We start from the raw sequence: 16,570 nt of genomic DNA on the forward strand, positions 1-16,570 counted from the left end.
TTTTTATGGTTTCAGCTTTTCTAAATATGTTACGGCATCCGAAAATGAATCTACGGGTACAATTTTCATATCACTTTTTATTTTTTTAGCTGTCTTCACTGCTTCTCGGTAGTTAGAGCCCGCAGCCCCTTTTTCATTTGGTGCAAAGAAAATCTCTGCTCCTTCTTTATCTGCGGCTACAATTTTTTGCGAAATACCTCCGATTGGTCCTACCTCTCCTTTATCATTGATAGTCCCTGTACCTGCAACGCGGTGGCCTTTTGTCATGTCCTCTTTAACAAGCTGATTATAGATTTCAAGCGAGAACATCAGTCCCGCTGAAGGCCCTCCTATTTTTTCAGTATCAATATGTATATCGGGCTTAACTTCTAATTCTTGGTTCGTTTCTAAAGCAATTCCTAGGCCTACTCGTTTCGGCTCGTCAGGAAATGCTTTAACTTTTAGAGTATGTTTGCTTTCTTTGCCATCTCTTTTTACATAAATTGATACTGAATCTCCTGCTTTTTTAGTCGATACGTAGTTGATTAAGTCCTCAGCAGTTTGAATTTTTTTCTCGTCTACTTTCGTCACTACATCTCCAACATGAAGTTTTCCGTGTGCAGGCATATTTTCTACGACATATGTAACATATACGCCTTTATTGTGATAGGAAACGCTCTTTCCAGCTGCTTCGTATGCTACTGAAATAGCGGCATTTTTTGACGTATCCATCATATGTAATTGCCTTGTCGAGTAATCTTCATCGCTTTCACCTTGCTGCAAAATTTGCTTTGTAGGGAAAATTTCATGAAAGTCCTGTATTTTCGCAAGACCATATGAAAGAGGAGTTGCTCTGCCCATTCTTACAGTTGTAAGCATAAACGTCCCTTTTTCATGGTATCCATCTTCTACTTTAATAATAGGCGCAAGTTCTTCTGCCATTCCAGGCTTTGTAATGTAGTACGGCAAAGGATAAAAACAAAGCATTGCCACCACTGCAATAACAGCCAAATATACCAAAATTCTAATTCTAGATTTCACTTTTTTTGTTCTCCTTCCAATGATCAATTGCTTGTAGAATAGAAGGCAACTGCTCATGTGCTGCTTGTTCACCAATTGAAATCATTTCTTGAATGTTTGTAAACGCTCTGGAACTAAAAGTATCGAGATTAGGACGAATCATAATGTCTGAAGCAATGGTCCGATGAGCTACTAGCTCATCTTGCAAAATATCTAAACTTTGCATAATGACATCAAAAATGGAGCTGATTTCTGCATTCACTTTCGCTTTTGATACATCGACTCCAATGACAATATCAGATCCCATTTCTTTTACAACCGATACAGGAATACGGTCCACTACCCCGCCGTCTACAAGCAATCGTCCATCAATTACTTCGGGAGCAAAGATTCCTGGAATTGAAATACTTGCTCTCACCGCTTCAGCGATAGGTCCTTTTTTAAACACCACTTTCTCTCCTGTTTTCAAATCTGTCGCTACAATGGCAAACGGTATAGATAACTGTTCAATGGTTCTATTTTGCGTAAAGGTGCGAACCAGCGATTTTACTCTGTTGCCCGTAATAAATCCCATTTTAGGCACGGTAAAATCCAAATAATACTTTCGTTTGAACGTTAGCGCCATTTTATAAAGAGTTGCCAGTTCAATACCTGACGCATATAGTGCACCAACTAAAGCTCCCATGCTGCTGCCAGCTAGAAAATCAATAGGAATGTTATTTTCTGTTAGCGTTTTGATTACTCCTAAATGTGCAAAACCTCTAGCTCCACCTGAGCCTAACGCAACTCCTATTTTTGGGCTTTCCACTTTACCTGCCCCCTCGTTTTACCTTATAGACTTCTAAAAATGTAAAAACATTTGATGAGCTTCTCTATCATTGTTGCCCTGTCTTCGGTAGGACTATTCTTCATTTTCTATTTGTTCATTTAGTATGAAGCTAAAGATATGTTTTGCTCAATACACGGTGGTTATTAAGCATTATACTATACTGAAGGTTGTTTTAAGAAATTCTTACTCTTCGCTTGCTGCGTATACGTTTTTTTACTCCTTGACTATCCTAGAAGTGCATTGATTTATGTATATGAATTGTATTTCCAAATGTGACAAGACGCCTTTTTATTCAGCATGAATTTATTTTCTCCTTACTCATAGGCATAAAGTCGATGCATAGCTTCGTATATTGATATATAGAAGAACTTGTACATTTGCCTAAAACTCCTCATTTCATTCATATCAAAATGACGTGAGCTTAGAAAAGGAGATGAATCGTTCGTTGAATAAATCGATGGTGAAAACACTTCTGCTCGGGACGAGCGTAACGCTTCTCGCTATTGCGCTTATTGTATATCCAAAAGAAGCGCTAGAAGGTTCAGTAAGAGGTCTCAACACATGGTGGAAGGTCGTCTTTCCTTCTCTGCTGCCCTTTTTTATTGTTTCAGAAATGCTTATTGGGTTTGGCGTAGTGAAGTTCATTGGGATCTTATTAGAGCCGTTTATGAGGCCTTTATTCCGAGTACCTGGAGTAGGGGGGTTTGCTTTAGCAATGGGCATGGCTTCTGGGTTTCCTTCAGGTGCAAAAATCACTTCCCGGCTGCGTCAAGAAAAGCAGCTAACAGCTATTGAAGCTGAAAGACTCGTATCATTTACTAACTCATCTAACCCTATTTTTATTTTTGGAGCTGTGGCCGTTGGCTTTTTTCACAATCCAGCTGTCGGTATCATATTAGCTCTCTCTCATTACATAGGGAATATTTGTGTAGGGCTGGTGATGCGGTTTTATGGATCAGCAAAACCGAAAGGACAAGTAACTCAAAAACCTTCTTTATCGTTAGCTTTTCATGAAATGCATAAAACGCGTTTAAAAGACAAGCGTCCTATCGGGAAGCTTCTAGGAGATGCGGTTACTTCTGCTGTTCAATCTCTCTTAATGATTGGCGGTTTTATCATTTTATTTTCTGTATTAAACAAACTTTTATATGTTACTCATATCACGGCCTTTTTAAGCAGCGGTCTAGCTTATTTATTTTCCCTTTGTCATATAGGGACTGAACTGAGTCTTCCCTTTATTTCAGGGCTTTTTGAAATCACGCTAGGAAGCCGGCTAGCAAGTGAAGCGCCAGACACGCTGCTGTTTCATCAAATTATCATCGTTAGCTTTGTATTAGGCTTCAGCGGTTTCTCCGTTCAAGCACAAGTGGCTAGCATACTCGCCGAAACAGATATTCGATTTTTCCCGTTTTTTATTGCACGCATTTTTCACGGTTGTTTTGCGGTAGTATTCACTATCTTTCTATGGGGTCCTCTTCGAGAATCCATTACTACTTTTCAAGCATCTGAAGGAGCACTGCCGGTTTTTTCTCACTTGGAGTCTGTTACGATTCTATCGCAGTGGCTAAACGTGTACGGTCCGCTCTTAACGATTTTTACGCTGTGCTGCTATATTTATATATATTCAAAACGAACGTTTCTTCATCGGTCCTAGTAAAAAAAGAACGTGAGGTTTTCTTATCGGCAAAGAAAACCTCACGTTCTTTTTTATCTTATTTTTGAGACAACTGTTCAAATTTTTCCGCAAGCGCTTCTCTAACAGGGGGAGGAACTAATTCAGAAATATTCCCGCCATATTTGGCTACTTCTTTTACAATACTAGAACTTAAAAACGAGTATTGATTATTTGTCATCATAAATAACGTTTCGATTTCTTTATCTAATACGCGATTTACAGATGTGATTTGCATTTCGTACTCAAAATCCGATACTGCACGCAAACCTCTTAAAATGGTCTTTGCCTGCTTTTCTTTTGCATATTCCATTAATAATCCGCTGTACGACTCTACTACCACATTAGGAAGTGATTTTGTTACTTCTTTCAGCAAAGCTACTCGCTCTTCCCCTGTAAATAGAGGACTTTTTGAAGAGTTATTTAAAACAACCACATAAATCGTATCAAATACATTTGCGCCTCGTTTAATAATATCAAAATGTCCATTTGTAACTGGATCAAAGCTTCCTGGACAAACAGCTATACTGCCCATACGTATCCCCTTTCTACATCTAACAGCTCATTGATTTATTCAACTGATTCTTCTTTTTTGTATGTATAAATAGAAACACCAATGATACCGTACGTTTCGCTTTTTATTTTTTCAAATAAACCAATCTCATTATCTAAATGTACATCATGAGAATGCTCCGCTACAATAATTCCTGTTTTTTTCAGAAGGTTTTCTTCACTTACCGTTTCGATAAGCGCTTTCAACTTTTGTGCTTTATACGGTGGATCAAGCAAAAGTAAATCGACAGTCAGCTCCCTTTTCTTTATCGCTTTCAGTGCACGTTCTGCATCATTTCGATACACTTCAGCGCGGTCTTCTAACCGGCAAGATGCTAAGTTTGCTTTAATCGTCTGAATCGCTTTGCCATCCCGGTCCACAAAAATGACTTTATCTATTCCTCGACTTAGAGCTTCAATTCCCAAGCCACCGCTTCCACCGAACAAATCAAGAGCTGTTCCACCTTCAAAAAACGGTCCAATCATATTAAAAATAGCTTCTTTCACCTTATCTGTTGTAGGGCGGGTTGAGTATCCTGGAACCGCCTTTAACGCATGGCCTTTATATAAACCTGCTACTACTCTCATCCTTATCACTACCTTACTTTTACTTCCTTATTCTTCATTATCCTAACATATTTTGAATTACAAAGACTAGCAAAAATCCTCAATTTATTCAATGGTGTATGCATTCTGTGCAATAACCCAGCAGCTTGCTTTTATGCTGGACTTTTACGACCGTGTCCTTAGATACACTGATTCTTTTCTAAGAGATACACCTATGAAGATCATTCGGCATTTCGTTCATAGAAGATTTCCTTTACTTTAATATGTCATAATAAACGTAAATTTACCCTTTTTCTCTGTCATGTTATCAGTCTTTTATGTTTTAAAAAGTGAATTTCACAAGACAGGTATATGAACGTTTAAAACGGACATACTGACTAGTAACAACATCATCTAACCGATGTTGTTGCCAACCGCGGAGAAGACTTACGTTTCCCCATAAGTTCTTCCTCCGGTTTCTCCTCTCCCTTTGCCTTCATCAAGGTGCTTGTAATCGCAGAGGTGATTACACCCCTTTATTGAAGGGCCCTACAATGAGTAGTTGTAGGGATTTTTTTATTTACTCTTAAAATATTCAGTGATACATTAAACTACGTGAGTTTGCTTTTTAATACATAAAGGGGGAAATACATATGATTCAGCGTTTTATTGAGCTCGGAGAAGGGTATTCAGATATTTATGAGCTGTTAGAGATTGTCAAAAGCAACAAACATCGTCTTGCTCATCTTATTATGCTGCGAACAGTAAAAGAAGATCGACAAGTAGCTTCTTTTGTCGCTGTCTTGCATCCAACAGCTGAAGGGAATTTCCAACCGCTTTACGTTTGCCGAGAAGGAATTGTTTTAAAACAAAACGACAGCAAGCGCGTTGAGTTATTTAAACGAGCTGCTGAGGAAGCGGGAAAAGAAATTGTGGTACTCGATGTCAAACCATCTACTACATTTCCAGAAACAGCACTATACTATCAGCACCTTATTGGCATTTTGCGAATGAACCGCTTTATTCCGCCAATGCAATAATCTCATCTCATCCCTGCCTATTCGTTTGCTAAGGGCAAGTAAAATAAAAAAAGGAATGTACATCACATTCCTTTTTTGTTTAAATTCCTATCTTATAGTCATATTCCTTCGCCTTATCTGGCTTTGAATTTTCGAATTCTGTTTTTAAAAACGGCCGATAAGAAGGATCTACTTTCTTCACAAAAGGTAGAGACTGAAGTTTATGGATTGTTTTTTCAATGCCATCTTGGTTGCAATATAAGACAACATACTTTAATTCTTTAGATACGTAATGTACATTTCCGTACTTTCGCAATGCTTTTGCTTGCTTAACAGAATGCACATACGCCACAATTCCTTGACGTTCAACAAACATATTTAGTTCCCCTTTTGCATACGTTATATTGGTTTTCTTTATCATAAATTCTTTTATATGAAGTAGGTGCTTTATGTATGAATTTAGATGATATCTGGATGCTCTTTCTTACTCATTTTAACGAGCACAGAGCTATTGAACAAGTCATTTTCAAAAAAATCACAAATATACCCTTTTTGTATATAAACACATCAATTAAGCGTAGAAAAATAGATGAGCTTCTAGAAGCTTCATCTATTTTTGCTACATCCAATACAAATGCTACTTGGCGCTCGACCTTTGTCAGAAGTCAGCATCTTACTTATGTCTATCAGCACAGGTTTTACGTTCCACAGCGTAAAATGGCCTGCTGCGGAAATTCCTGTGCTGATTGCATTCGATTTATACAGTGAACGGCTTATGCGCTGCACCCACAGCTTCCACCAGATCCGCAGCCACCGCCGCAGCTGCTTCCCGTATCAAAAAACGGATTTCCCGTCGGTACTTTAACGTGCTCTGAAACAGCTTGACCAAGGATAACGCTAATTTCATCAAGCAGCTTTTGTAATTCATTTTCTGCTTTTTTGAACGCAGCGATTGTCGCGTGTAAATCAACTTGACGCTTTACATCACGTACTTGTCTCGTAATGGTTTTATAATCAGGATGATATTTTCCAAATCGCTGAACATCCTCATACTGTTCCTTTATTTTCACAAATTCAGCAATTAATGCCTGTGCATGTGAATCTTTATTTAATCTATATAAACATTGACGATAGTTCTCGGCTACGTCTGATTGTAACACCATGTTAGCTACGTGATCAGACTCATCGAGTAATTCAACAGTTCTCATTGTTGTCAGCATGGCTGTGCACCTCCGTTTTTATCTTATCACGTTTTGGATCTAAAGAAAAAGAACTTGCTAAAACAGCTTACACTGATTTACTACAAGTTCTACTTTTTAACTATATAATTTCAACCGTAAAGGTATTCCTCACTTGATAACTTTCTTCTTTAGATTTCATCAGTTCAATCGTAACAGTATGAGATCCTTTTGGAAGATCACTTAAAACAAAGGCTGCTTGCTTCATTTCTTTAAATGGTTTTCCATCTACTGTAATTTGAAGGAATCCACTCTCTGTTGAAAATGAAAACCCGCTTAGAATACATTCGACGTATACGTTTTGTCCTTTCACATGCTGGTGTACCATCAGTGAAGGTTTTGTATTCATTGCACCAAACGTTTCAGCTGCCCGCGGTTGAGAGGAAATTTTAGTTTCAGGTTTTGGTTTATCATGGTTGCATCCTAGCAGAGAAACTACACATAAGGCCGTCGTTAATAGTAAGCGCATAATACCATTCCTTTATCATTCGTTTCTCCATAGTGTTTACAAACTCTTTGTTTTTACTCATGATGTGCAAAAATCTCTGCATCGCTATGTATGCAGAGATCATTGATTTTTCATGGACTGAAACATATGAAACATCATGTTTGCCATTTGAATCGAATTCGAAAACTTTTCGACTTTATGAGGAATCGTTTGTTTGTAGTAGTGTTTGGATTCTAATTCAAATTTCTCCAGTTCTTCAGGATTTCTAGATAAACGTCGGTACCACATTGGCTGTTCACGAACGAAGTCGTTGAGTTTAGGACGAGACTGCATATACTCGTATATATCTTTTCTCATTGCGTTTAATCTTTCCTAAAGCCAAATGGATTCCCTGGCCCGGAAGCTGCTCCTCCACCGGATGGCTTAGATGGTTGAAATTGCTGCAGTACTTGTTGAATATTCGAAATAGCTGAATTTACATTTGTGATATGATTTTGCATTTGATTCAAGTCCATGTTTTTCAGCGAGGATACAATTGTACCCATAATATCTTTTTTCTCCTCTGTTGCAGCAGCTGGTTCAGCCTTTGCACTTTCTTCTGAACGATATGCCTCCCACATTGGATCTTCTGCACCGAATAAATACCAATCTTCATATAGCTCTTTCCACGTTTTTTGCTGCTTTCGAACCTGTTCTACTAATTTGGGATGTGATTTTACAAATTGTTTAAATTCCACAACGGACGGATGAAGCTCTCGTTTGGTTTCCTTCACAGTCACTCACCTCATACTTAAATATAGCCTACTATATCTTAGAAAAAGAGAGCTCGTTTCGTGCGCCTATTTCAAAAATTTTTTATAGCTGTTTTTTTGAAGAAGCACGAACTGTGAACCAGTATGTAATGAAAATAGATAAAATGCTTAGCCAAAATGTAAAATAACCAATTTCAGACATATACGCATTGAGCATGCTGTATCTTGGCATCATAGAAAAAACGTAATCAATGATATCATTATGTACGGTCCATACAGCGGCAACAGCTAAATGCCATAATTTAATCCGGTAAAACGGTACGTATAAAAGCCCTTGAAAAGCCATTGCTGCATGAGAAGCCATCAACATAAGCATCATCCAATCAATGTATCCTGTTAACACATAGACCAATACATTCATTACGACGGCCCAAATCCCGTATTTAAACAGCGTGATCATTGCTAAAGCTTCAAATAGTGAAAAATGTTTTCCAAGTAAAAGACCGATAAGTACAATAACAAAAAACAAGCTTGCCGTTGGACTATCAGGCACAAATACTAAAAACTTCTTAGGCGTTTCCGCTAATTGACTACCATACCAAATATATCCGTAGATTGTTCCTAGTATATTCACAATCAGCAAAAGCGTTAAAAAACGCTTATCTTTTAAGGTATACCATAACCAAGCCATTTAGAAAGTCTCCTTTACATTTACTCTCTTCTTTATTATGTACAGTTTTTGAACAATAGCAAGCACCTATCTCATTGATGTAAAACACAGCATTAAATAAATTCAAAAAAAAACCAGCCCTTTGGCTGATTTTCATTATTCTTTCCCTAAGTTGCCGACAAATTCCGAGAGCGTTTTCAATTCTTTATCTGAACCTTTGAAAACACCTTTTGGCATATTGCCTTTACCATTTTTTGCGATATTGGCGATTTCTTCAGGAGATAAATCAATTCCTGTTAAAGCCGGAGCCGCAGGGCCTCCCTGTAAATTATCACCGTGACAGGTCAAGCACGTTTGCTCTTGCATGATTTTGTAGCCTTCTGAATTTTTGTCAATCGCTACTTCTTCTCTAATTTTCCCTTGCTCTTCACGCGCTTTCCAATCCACCTGTGTCGCTGACTGCCACGTTAGGAAAAAGACTGCTGCTATAGCCAAAAGCATGAATCCTGTTGCAAATGGCCTCTTAGCTGGTCTTCTTTCTGGTCCTCGATCAATGAACGGAGCAAGCATTAATGCGCCAAATGCAATCCCTGGAATAATAAATGCACCTATAATATTATATGGACCAGAAGCAAATGAATATTTAAGCAATTGATATAGGAACAAAAAATACCAGTCAGGAAGAGGCAAGTACCCCGTATCAGTCGGATCGGCAATACGTTCAAGAGGAGATGGATGAGCGATGGTTAAACATAAATAACCGATTAAAAAAACTGCCCCTACCATCCATTCTTTTAGTAAAAAGTTTGGCCAGAATGCTTCTGTTTTCCCTGGAAATTCAGAGTAATCTTTTGGAATATTGGGTTTTCGTTCTGCAGGAACACGTGAATCTCCAACAAACTTCATCCCTTTACCACGATGCATGTTCTCCCTCCTTTTTCTCACTGTTCTAGTGAAAGTACTAACAACGGAGTATGTGCTTGATGCATATGATGACTAGTGTGATTGACTAATTGAATAAAGCGTATAAAATTTTATAGTGGTCCTGAAATTCCTTGTTTACGAATCATTAAGAAGTGGGCACCCATTAAGCCAAGTAGGGCTCCGGGTAAAAAGAATACGTGAATGGCGAAAAAGCGAGTTAGTGTTTGAGCACCAACGATGTCTGGATGTCCTGAGAGTAATGTCTTCACTTGCTGGCCTATAATTGGTGTGGATTCAGCAATTTGCAAACCTACTTTCGTTGCAAATAGCGCTTTCATATCCCACGGCAACAAATAACCTGTAAAACCTAAACCTAACATAACAAAGAAAATTAACACACCCACAATCCAGTTTAACTCGCGGGGTTTTTTGTATGCTCCTTGGAAGAAAACACGAAGTGTATGTAAAAACATCATGACGATAACCAAACTTGCTCCCCAGTGATGCATACCTCGAACAATTTGTCCGAAAGCGACTTCATTTTGCAGATAATAAACGGATTCCCATGCATTTTTTATATCTGGTACATAATACATGGTTAAAAACATACCTGATAAAATTTGAATAACGGTAACAAAAAACGTTAATCCACCAAAACAATACACAAATGCTGAAAAGTGATGTGCAGGATTTACGTGCTCTGGCACTTCATGATCGGCCACATCTCGCCATAAAGGAGTAATATCTAGCCGTTCATCCACCCAGTCATAGATTTTATTCAACATTTTCTATGCCCCTCCTTGTGGTTTGGCTTTTCCTAGATATAACGTACCGCCTTTTACCTTTTGAACGTATACATCTAACGGTCCCATCGGTGGTGTCCCCGGTACATTTTTACCGCTTTTTTCATACATTCCCCCATGACAAGGGCAGTAGAAACGATGTGGATAGTTTTTGTCACCAGCCCAGTTAACCGTACAGCCTAAATGCTTACAAATTGGTGACAGCGCGACGATTTCACCTTTATCAGTTTTGTACACCCAAGCCGATCTTGGTTCTTCTGATTTATGCCACGCATCCACTTGCTTGATTTTAAAATCGACACGTTTCGGCTCTTTTGTAATGTCTTTAACCTGCGCTACAGCTACTAAATCCTGACCCGCTTCTTTTTCCAAAATTGGATCTACTGCAAAGCGCACCATTGGCATTAACATTCCAGCAGCCATGAATCCCCCTACACCAGTGAGCGTATAGTTTAAAAACTGTCGTCTTGATACCCGATCACCCATGCTTTTCCCCCCTTTAAAAAAGTTCAGTCCAGAGAATTTTGGACACATGATGGACCATTCTATTAAACTAGGACATAATCATGATATATTAATATTTCTGGAAGGTCAATACAATAAAAACCTAAAACATGGAAATAATCTTTATTTTTCTAAATTTTTTGTCATTATTTTGTTTGCGCTTCCATTACTTATTCTACAGTCTTTTTAAACACTCCATTTCTCTACAAAAATCGGTAAGAGCTGTTGAACTTGTTCATGTATGAGCGTATACTTATGCGACTCATCTATATGCTCAAGCGGTAAAGCAGGTATCCAAATGCAGTACGCCCCTATTTCTTTTTCAAACTGCAGCCAGTCTCGGTCGCTAGTAAGCACAAAAAGATGTTTTACTTCATTGTCATTTATATGCTCATTCCAACGAAGTAATGTTTCATAAACAGCAGCTACTCCATCTTTTTTTAAGTATGTAAAACTAGGTGTTAAAATCACTCTTCCTTTAAATTGCCTCTCTAACTCTTCAGTAAGAGCAGTCGTGTATTCACTCATAGATGCAGTAAGCTTTAAATCTTCTCCGAAATCAATCGGAATGAGTGGAACCAATACGGTATCAACATAACTTTTGGATTGTAGGTACACATCCATTTCCTTGGCCTGAAGCTTCAACTTTCTTCTCCTCTCAGCAAGCCTGCTAAGGCTTGTCTTATTTATTTTCCAAAATGGATAAGGAGATAAAAAAAGAGATTGACCTTTTTCTAAGAAGCTAGCCAATCCCTCGTTTATCTACTGTACATAATGGTTATTTAAATATTCGCTTAAGCGCTGAAATTCCTCTTTATCGTTTTCATCTAATGCTTTATCAATTAGTTCCATGATTTTTGATCGCTGAAACTTCTGAATAGATTCTTCCAATATTTGCTCAGCTAATACTCTGTCTTTTTCATTTGTTTGATTAGTTTTTGGCATATACGGATTGTCTTCCAGTACAGCCACATATTGAGGCGATGAATACAACGATCGGAAGTTTAATTGAATATAAATGTCTTCTTCTCGATTCAAACGAATATCATGAAATGATTTTTCTGCATCGGTTGTCATGATATTTTCTTTATAAAAACGAAATGGAGGGTCTTCCACACAGTGCGTAGACATCACCATCCCGCGAGGACAAAACTGTGCTTGCTCAACGAAGTGAACTCGTTTCATCAATTGATCATGGCTCATCAAATAATTTAAAATCCATACACATTCTCTTCGCTTCAGCTGATAATTCGTTAAAAACCAGCGAACAAATTCTTTTTTCTCGTTGACAGTAACAGGGGTCGTCATATTCTCACTTCCCTCCTCTGTGTTTAAACTCTCAGTTAAAACACCTTTTACAGTTATTTATTCCACACGGCAGCAATAAAATCCTCTGAACTATTATTTATTCTTCTAATTGAAATAATATGTCTTGAATTTCAACAGCTGTTGGATCCATTGCTAATAAGGCTTGGAAAATCCCCTTCGCTTTCGAGCGCTGTCCTTCTTCTAATAAGAAGTAGCCATACTCTTCTAAAAACGCATACTCTTCTTTAAAAACAGTGTATGCAGATTCGTAGTATTTTAGCGCTTCTTCATAATTTTCTAATTCTTGGTGAGCTTTTGCTAAATCCCATTCAAAATGAGGGTCATGCTCATTATATTCTTTGGCGTGTTCGATATTCTCTACTACATCTTCATATCTCTCTTGACTCATATAAAGTTTAGAGAGAGTTAAAATGGCTTCAATATACCCTGGATCTAGTGCAATCGCTTGTTGAAATGCCGATTCAGCCTCTTCTTCTAGACCGCGCTTTAATGCTATCTTCCCTTTAAAAAAGTAAAGTTCTTTTTGAAATTCATCCTGCGCAATACCTTCGTTGACAGCCACCGCAGCCTCTTCTAGCATCTCTTCGTGTTCATATGATTTTGCTAAATATAAATAAAGAGAATGGTACTCACGGTCTAGCTCTTTTAGTTCTGTGAACTTTTCAATAGCGGTCTGATAATGACCTGCTTGATACGCTGAAATCGCATATTCAAATAGTGTGTTAATCTCAAGCTTATCTTTTAGCGCTTGATCAAAGTAAGGAAGCGCTTCTTCGAACTGGCCGATACCTGCTAAACTTTCAGCTAATCGCTGACGAAGATCCGTGCCGTTAAATTCTTTTTCTGTTTTTAGCAGCGTTTGATAAAAAGGAATCGCCTTTTGATAAATTCCTTGACTGCTGTAAAATTCACCGAGCCCAAAATCTATAACCGGCTCATTTGGAAGCATTTTTTTCGCTTCCATTAACTTTTGCTCACTTACTTCACTAAGGCCTTGCATTTGATATAAGTCAGCTACAAGAAGCAGAGCTGGCACGTAGTTATCATCTTCGCTGCTAATTTGATTTAAAATATGAATTGCTTCTTCTTCTTCTTCTAAATCAATAAGCATTTCAGCTTTTAATAAATACAGCTCGCCTTCTTCTGGGTATTTAGCGATGAGCTCGTCTATTAAAGGCAGCGCATCATTCACTAGTCCCCACTCCTGAAGCTGTTCAGCCATTAAAAATTTTTCTTCGTCTGTAGCTTTATCTTTCAATTCATGAATAAGGGCAAGACCTTTTTCAATTTCATTGGATTCTACGTAACCTATCGCGCGGTCTAGTTCTTTCACACACAATTCTCCTTTATTATTACATTCACTTTTTATATAAAAATAAAACGAATTAATTTTCTATTTTTTCCAAACCGAAGCAAGAACACATGCTTCTATACACCATGATAAAATAGTTTGAGCGTTTGTTCAACAAATCAATTTGAATACGCTTACATTTTTTAGATAAAAACGAGATTGAGACATGATTACATTAATCGAATCTAAAGGCGAACAAACGGGATAAATAAGCCAGTATAGATCGCTTGTTACACCGCTGTTGATTTCCGTGCAAGGCTTCGCTTTCCGCGGGCGGCCGGTGAGCCTCCTCGTCGCTTATGCTCCTGCGGGGTCTCACCTCTTCCGCTTTTCCCGCAGGAGTCTTCGCCTTGCTCTTCAATCAACAGCTAGAAGCACCTACATACATGAAAACTACGTTCACCCTATCAATAAAAAATCCGAACGAGTTGGATTCTCCATCAAGAATATCAATTCATCGTTCGGATTTCCCTTCAACCAAAATACGTTTGTCCCAGCCTCTTTCTTATTCGCTTAGTTTATCAAGATCTTCAAAGAAAGTAGGATAGGAGACGTGAATGGCTTCACTTCTCATTAGTATTACATCTCCCGTTGCAATGGCTGCTGCGACCGCAAGCATCATTCCAATTCGATGATCTCCGTAACTGTCTACTTCACCGCTTTGCAGGGCCGTCTTGCCTTCAATGATGAGGCCATCAGCTGTTGGAGTAACAGAAGCACCCAGCTTGCTTAGCTCCGTTGCAACCGTATCAATACGGTTCGTTTCTTTTACTTTTAATTCTTCGGCATCTTTAATAACCGTTTTCCCATTGGCCTGAGTCGCCAAAAGAGCGATCACTGGAATTTCATCAATTAAACGAGGAATTAAATCCCCCCCAATTTCAATCCCTTTCAACTGAGACGTTTCAATCGTCAAATCGCCAATAGGCTCTCCATTTTGAATACGTTCATTAGAAATTGTAAGACGTGCACCCATTTGCTGAAGCACATCAATAATACCTGTTCTTGTAGGATTGAGTCCGACGTTTTTCAAAACGATTCGGCTGTTTGGAACAATGGCTCCTGCAACAAGAAAGAACGCGGCTGAAGAAATGTCACCAGGTACGTATACATCCGTTCCGCGCAGAGATTGTCCTCCTTCAATACTTACAGTCGTTCCCTCTACCTCTACGTCTACTCCAAAGGCGCGAAGCATACGCTCTGTATGGTCACGTGATGTAAAAGGCTCGGTTACTTTTGTTGTGCCTTCCGCATGAAGTCCCGCTAGTAAAATCGCTGATTTTACTTGTGCACTTGCTACAGGAGAATGGTAATGAATTGCTTTTAAAGCTCCTCCTCGAGTGGATAAAGGCGTATATTGGCCATGCTCACGCCCATCAATCTTTGCACCCATAGAGCGCAGGGGCACCGTAACGCGGCTCATAGGACGCTTGGCAATCGAATCATCTCCAATTAGAGACGTATGAAATGGCACACCTGCAAGAATCCCAAGCATTAAACGAGTAGTTGTTCCTGAATTTCCTACATCTAGGATGGAAGTAGGTTCACTTAACCCTTCGATACCTTTACCTTCCACTTCGACATACTCGCCTTCTCTTTTAATCGATACGCCCATCTTTTCAAAACACGAAATCGTACTTAAGCAATCTTCCCCTGCTAAAAAATGATTAATCGTTGTTTTCCCTTCTGCCATCGCTCCGAACATCACAGCTCTGTGAGAAATCGATTTATCTCCAGGAATAGAAATTTCTCCTTGGAGAGATGAAAGATTAGTTTTTAATTGTTTTCCACTCATTTCATTCACACCTTTCGTACATTAAGAAATAAACGTCTGATATTGATGCTGATGGAGACACGCTCTTGCCCGCTTTCTATCTTCCTCTGTTTGAAAGCTCAAACGTAATACTCCATATATGTCTTCTCGTGTTTCTAAAATTCGAATGTTTGTAATACTGATTTCATCTTCTGCTAAATAACCCGTTACTTCTGAAATAATCCCCGGATAGTCAGGAACATCCACATAGAGATCATAAAAGGATGGAATCGCTCCTTTGGTTCGTACAGGAAGCTGATCTCTAAATTGTTTTGCTTGTGAAAAATATGTATAGATATCGTTCGCGTCTTTTCGTTCGATCATATTTCGCACGTCGTTCATTTCTTCAAGCCAGTGGTCAAACATTGAAAGAAGCGCATCCTGGTTATGAAGCAAAATATCTCTCCACATCGCTGGACTGCTTGAAGCAATACGTGTAATATCACGAAACCCTCCAGCTGCAAGCTGCGAAACTAGCTGGTTGTCTTGTTGGTAATATTCTGCTTGATGAACAAGGCTTGCAGCAATAATATGAGGAAAATGGCTGATGACACCTGCTAATTTATCATGTTCTTTTGGTGACATCACAATAATTTTAGCTTTTGTACCACTTAGCAATTCCTTTAAACTGTCTAAAGCCTCCGAAGAAGTAGAAGATGAAGGTGTTAATACATACATTGCATTTTCAAATAAATGAGCTTTAGAAGCAGCTACTCCGCTTTTATGAGACCCAGCCATTGGGTGGCCGCCGATAAACTCAATGCCTTGAGCAATAAGAGTCTCCGCTGTCTTCACTACCTCTTCTTTTGTACTTCCTACGTCTGTGACGATAACAGACTGTTTGAGCGTAAAATGTTCTAACTGTTTTAGCACTTCCGCTGCTTGAGTGACCGGAATGGCAATAACAATATAATCCGCTTGCTCCGCGCCTTGTTGCAAAGAAGAAGCCGCTTGGTCAATTACACCTAGGGTTTTGGCAAGCTCCAGCTGCTCTTGATTAATGTCAAAACCTATTACATCAAGATGATGATGCGTCTTTTTTATATTAAGTGCCAGCGATCCTCCAATTAACCCCAGGCCTATAACAAAAACATTTTCTTTCACTTTCCTTCACCTCATTG

The 16,570-nt window shown here is 38.7% G+C and carries 22 protein-coding genes; 3 read left to right on the forward strand and 19 right to left on the reverse strand.

From position 1 onward, the window contains the following. Positions 1-3: 3 nt before the first annotated feature. A complete protein-coding gene (locus tag LIS78_RS21780; RefSeq protein ID WP_280640294.1) occupies positions 4-1,020 on the reverse strand; it encodes a SepM family pheromone-processing serine protease in 1,017 nt (338 codons plus the stop codon). Then, a complete protein-coding gene (locus LIS78_RS21785) occupies positions 1,010-1,807 on the reverse strand; it encodes a patatin-like phospholipase family protein (protein ID WP_013058980.1) in 798 nt (265 codons plus the stop codon). Before LIS78_RS21785 ends, LIS78_RS21780 begins: the two co-directional genes overlap by 11 nt. Positions 1,808-2,273: 466 nt before the next feature. Here LIS78_RS21785 and ylbJ point away from each other — a divergent pair, with 466 nt between their 5' ends. Continuing rightward, the gene (gene ylbJ, locus LIS78_RS21790) at positions 2,274-3,482 is read left to right on the forward strand and encodes a sporulation integral membrane protein YlbJ (RefSeq protein ID WP_209150635.1); all 1,209 of its coding nucleotides are present in this window, start codon (positions 2,274-2,276) and stop codon (positions 3,480-3,482) included. Positions 3,483-3,540: 58 nt separating this feature from the next. On the opposite strand, the gene coaD is transcribed toward ylbJ, so the two are convergent. Continuing rightward, positions 3,541-4,035, reverse strand: coding sequence for a pantetheine-phosphate adenylyltransferase (gene coaD / locus LIS78_RS21795; RefSeq protein ID WP_013058982.1), 495 nt, complete (start codon positions 4,033-4,035; stop codon positions 3,541-3,543). A gap of 35 nt (positions 4,036-4,070) precedes the next feature. After that, a complete protein-coding gene (gene rsmD, locus LIS78_RS21800) occupies positions 4,071-4,640 on the reverse strand; it encodes a 16S rRNA (guanine(966)-N(2))-methyltransferase RsmD (protein WP_252284346.1) in 570 nt (189 codons plus the stop codon). 611 nt (positions 4,641-5,251) lie between these two features. On the opposite strand from rsmD, the gene LIS78_RS21805 reads away from it, so the two are divergent. Next, entirely contained in the window at positions 5,252-5,638 is a 387-nt protein-coding gene (locus tag LIS78_RS21805; protein WP_013084871.1) for a DUF7147 family protein, read from the forward strand. A gap of 79 nt (positions 5,639-5,717) precedes the next feature. On the opposite strand, the gene LIS78_RS21810 is transcribed toward LIS78_RS21805, so the two are convergent. Then, the gene (locus LIS78_RS21810) at positions 5,718-5,993 is read right to left on the reverse strand and encodes a YlbG family protein (RefSeq protein WP_013058985.1); all 276 of its coding nucleotides are present in this window, start codon (positions 5,991-5,993) and stop codon (positions 5,718-5,720) included. Positions 5,994-6,070: 77 nt separating this feature from the next. On the opposite strand from LIS78_RS21810, the gene LIS78_RS21815 reads away from it, so the two are divergent. Next, positions 6,071-6,385 carry a hypothetical protein gene (locus tag LIS78_RS21815; RefSeq protein WP_116073455.1) on the forward strand — a complete coding sequence of 105 codons (315 nt, stop codon included), beginning with the start codon at positions 6,071-6,073 and terminating at the stop codon, positions 6,383-6,385. 5 nt (positions 6,386-6,390) lie between these two features. Here LIS78_RS21815 and LIS78_RS21820 read toward each other — a convergent pair whose 3' ends face one another. The 14 genes from LIS78_RS21820 to LIS78_RS21880 all read right to left on the reverse strand — a co-directional run bounded on the left by LIS78_RS21820 (position 6,391) and on the right by LIS78_RS21880 (position 16,553). Beyond that, the gene (locus LIS78_RS21820; protein WP_028410752.1) at positions 6,391-6,837 is read right to left on the reverse strand and encodes a YlbF/YmcA family competence regulator; all 447 of its coding nucleotides are present in this window, start codon (positions 6,835-6,837) and stop codon (positions 6,391-6,393) included. A gap of 100 nt (positions 6,838-6,937) precedes the next feature. Then, entirely contained in the window at positions 6,938-7,324 is a 387-nt protein-coding gene (locus LIS78_RS21825; RefSeq protein ID WP_048019818.1) for a carbohydrate-binding protein, read from the reverse strand. A gap of 99 nt (positions 7,325-7,423) precedes the next feature. Next, positions 7,424-7,660 (reverse strand): YlbE-like family protein, encoded by a 237-nt coding sequence (locus LIS78_RS21830; RefSeq protein ID WP_013058988.1) that lies wholly within the window; start codon positions 7,658-7,660, stop codon positions 7,424-7,426. Between the two features lie 5 nt (positions 7,661-7,665). Next, positions 7,666-8,076, reverse strand: coding sequence for a YlbD family protein (locus LIS78_RS21835; protein ID WP_013058989.1), 411 nt, complete (start codon positions 8,074-8,076; stop codon positions 7,666-7,668). An 82-nt stretch (positions 8,077-8,158) separates the two neighbouring features. Next, complete coding sequence (gene lhaT / locus LIS78_RS21840; RefSeq protein ID WP_195781953.1) at positions 8,159-8,746, reverse strand: lipoprotein heptaprenylglyceryl N-acetyltransferase LhaT; 588 nt, start codon at positions 8,744-8,746, stop codon at positions 8,159-8,161. Positions 8,747-8,881: 135 nt separating this feature from the next. Next, entirely contained in the window at positions 8,882-9,649 is a 768-nt protein-coding gene (locus LIS78_RS21845; protein WP_013058991.1) for a menaquinol-cytochrome c reductase cytochrome b/c subunit, read from the reverse strand. A gap of 110 nt (positions 9,650-9,759) precedes the next feature. Beyond that, entirely contained in the window at positions 9,760-10,434 is a 675-nt protein-coding gene (gene qcrB, locus LIS78_RS21850; RefSeq protein ID WP_013058992.1) for a menaquinol-cytochrome c reductase cytochrome b subunit, read from the reverse strand. 3 nt (positions 10,435-10,437) lie between these two features. After that, on the reverse strand, positions 10,438-10,938 hold the full coding sequence (locus tag LIS78_RS21855) for a QcrA and Rieske domain-containing protein (RefSeq protein ID WP_013058993.1): 501 nt from the start codon (positions 10,936-10,938) through the stop codon (positions 10,438-10,440). Positions 10,939-11,142: 204 nt separating this feature from the next. Next, positions 11,143-11,601, reverse strand: a complete 459-nt coding sequence (locus LIS78_RS21860; protein WP_025750392.1) for a YpiF family protein — start codon at positions 11,599-11,601, stop codon at positions 11,143-11,145. Positions 11,602-11,718: 117 nt separating this feature from the next. Continuing rightward, the gene (locus tag LIS78_RS21865; RefSeq protein ID WP_195781950.1) at positions 11,719-12,264 is read right to left on the reverse strand and encodes a ReoY family proteolytic degradation factor; all 546 of its coding nucleotides are present in this window, start codon (positions 12,262-12,264) and stop codon (positions 11,719-11,721) included. Positions 12,265-12,361: 97 nt separating this feature from the next. Further along, positions 12,362-13,624: a tetratricopeptide repeat protein gene (locus LIS78_RS21870; protein ID WP_434092312.1), complete on the reverse strand. Its 1,263-nt coding sequence runs from the start codon at positions 13,622-13,624 to the stop codon at positions 12,362-12,364. A gap of 242 nt (positions 13,625-13,866) precedes the next feature. Beyond that, positions 13,867-14,001 (reverse strand): hypothetical protein, encoded by a 135-nt coding sequence (locus LIS78_RS31515; protein ID WP_268241085.1) that lies wholly within the window; start codon positions 13,999-14,001, stop codon positions 13,867-13,869. Positions 14,002-14,141: 140 nt separating this feature from the next. Further along, complete coding sequence (gene aroA, locus LIS78_RS21875; protein ID WP_252284348.1) at positions 14,142-15,431, reverse strand: 3-phosphoshikimate 1-carboxyvinyltransferase; 1,290 nt, start codon at positions 15,429-15,431, stop codon at positions 14,142-14,144. Positions 15,432-15,452: 21 nt separating this feature from the next. Continuing rightward, the gene (locus LIS78_RS21880; protein ID WP_195781947.1) at positions 15,453-16,553 is read right to left on the reverse strand and encodes a prephenate dehydrogenase; all 1,101 of its coding nucleotides are present in this window, start codon (positions 16,551-16,553) and stop codon (positions 15,453-15,455) included. Between the last annotated feature and the right edge of the window lie 17 nt (positions 16,554-16,570).

This window comes from Priestia megaterium (genome assembly GCF_023824195.1).
Classification (GTDB): Bacteria; Bacillota; Bacilli; order Bacillales; family Bacillaceae_H; genus Priestia; species Priestia megaterium_D.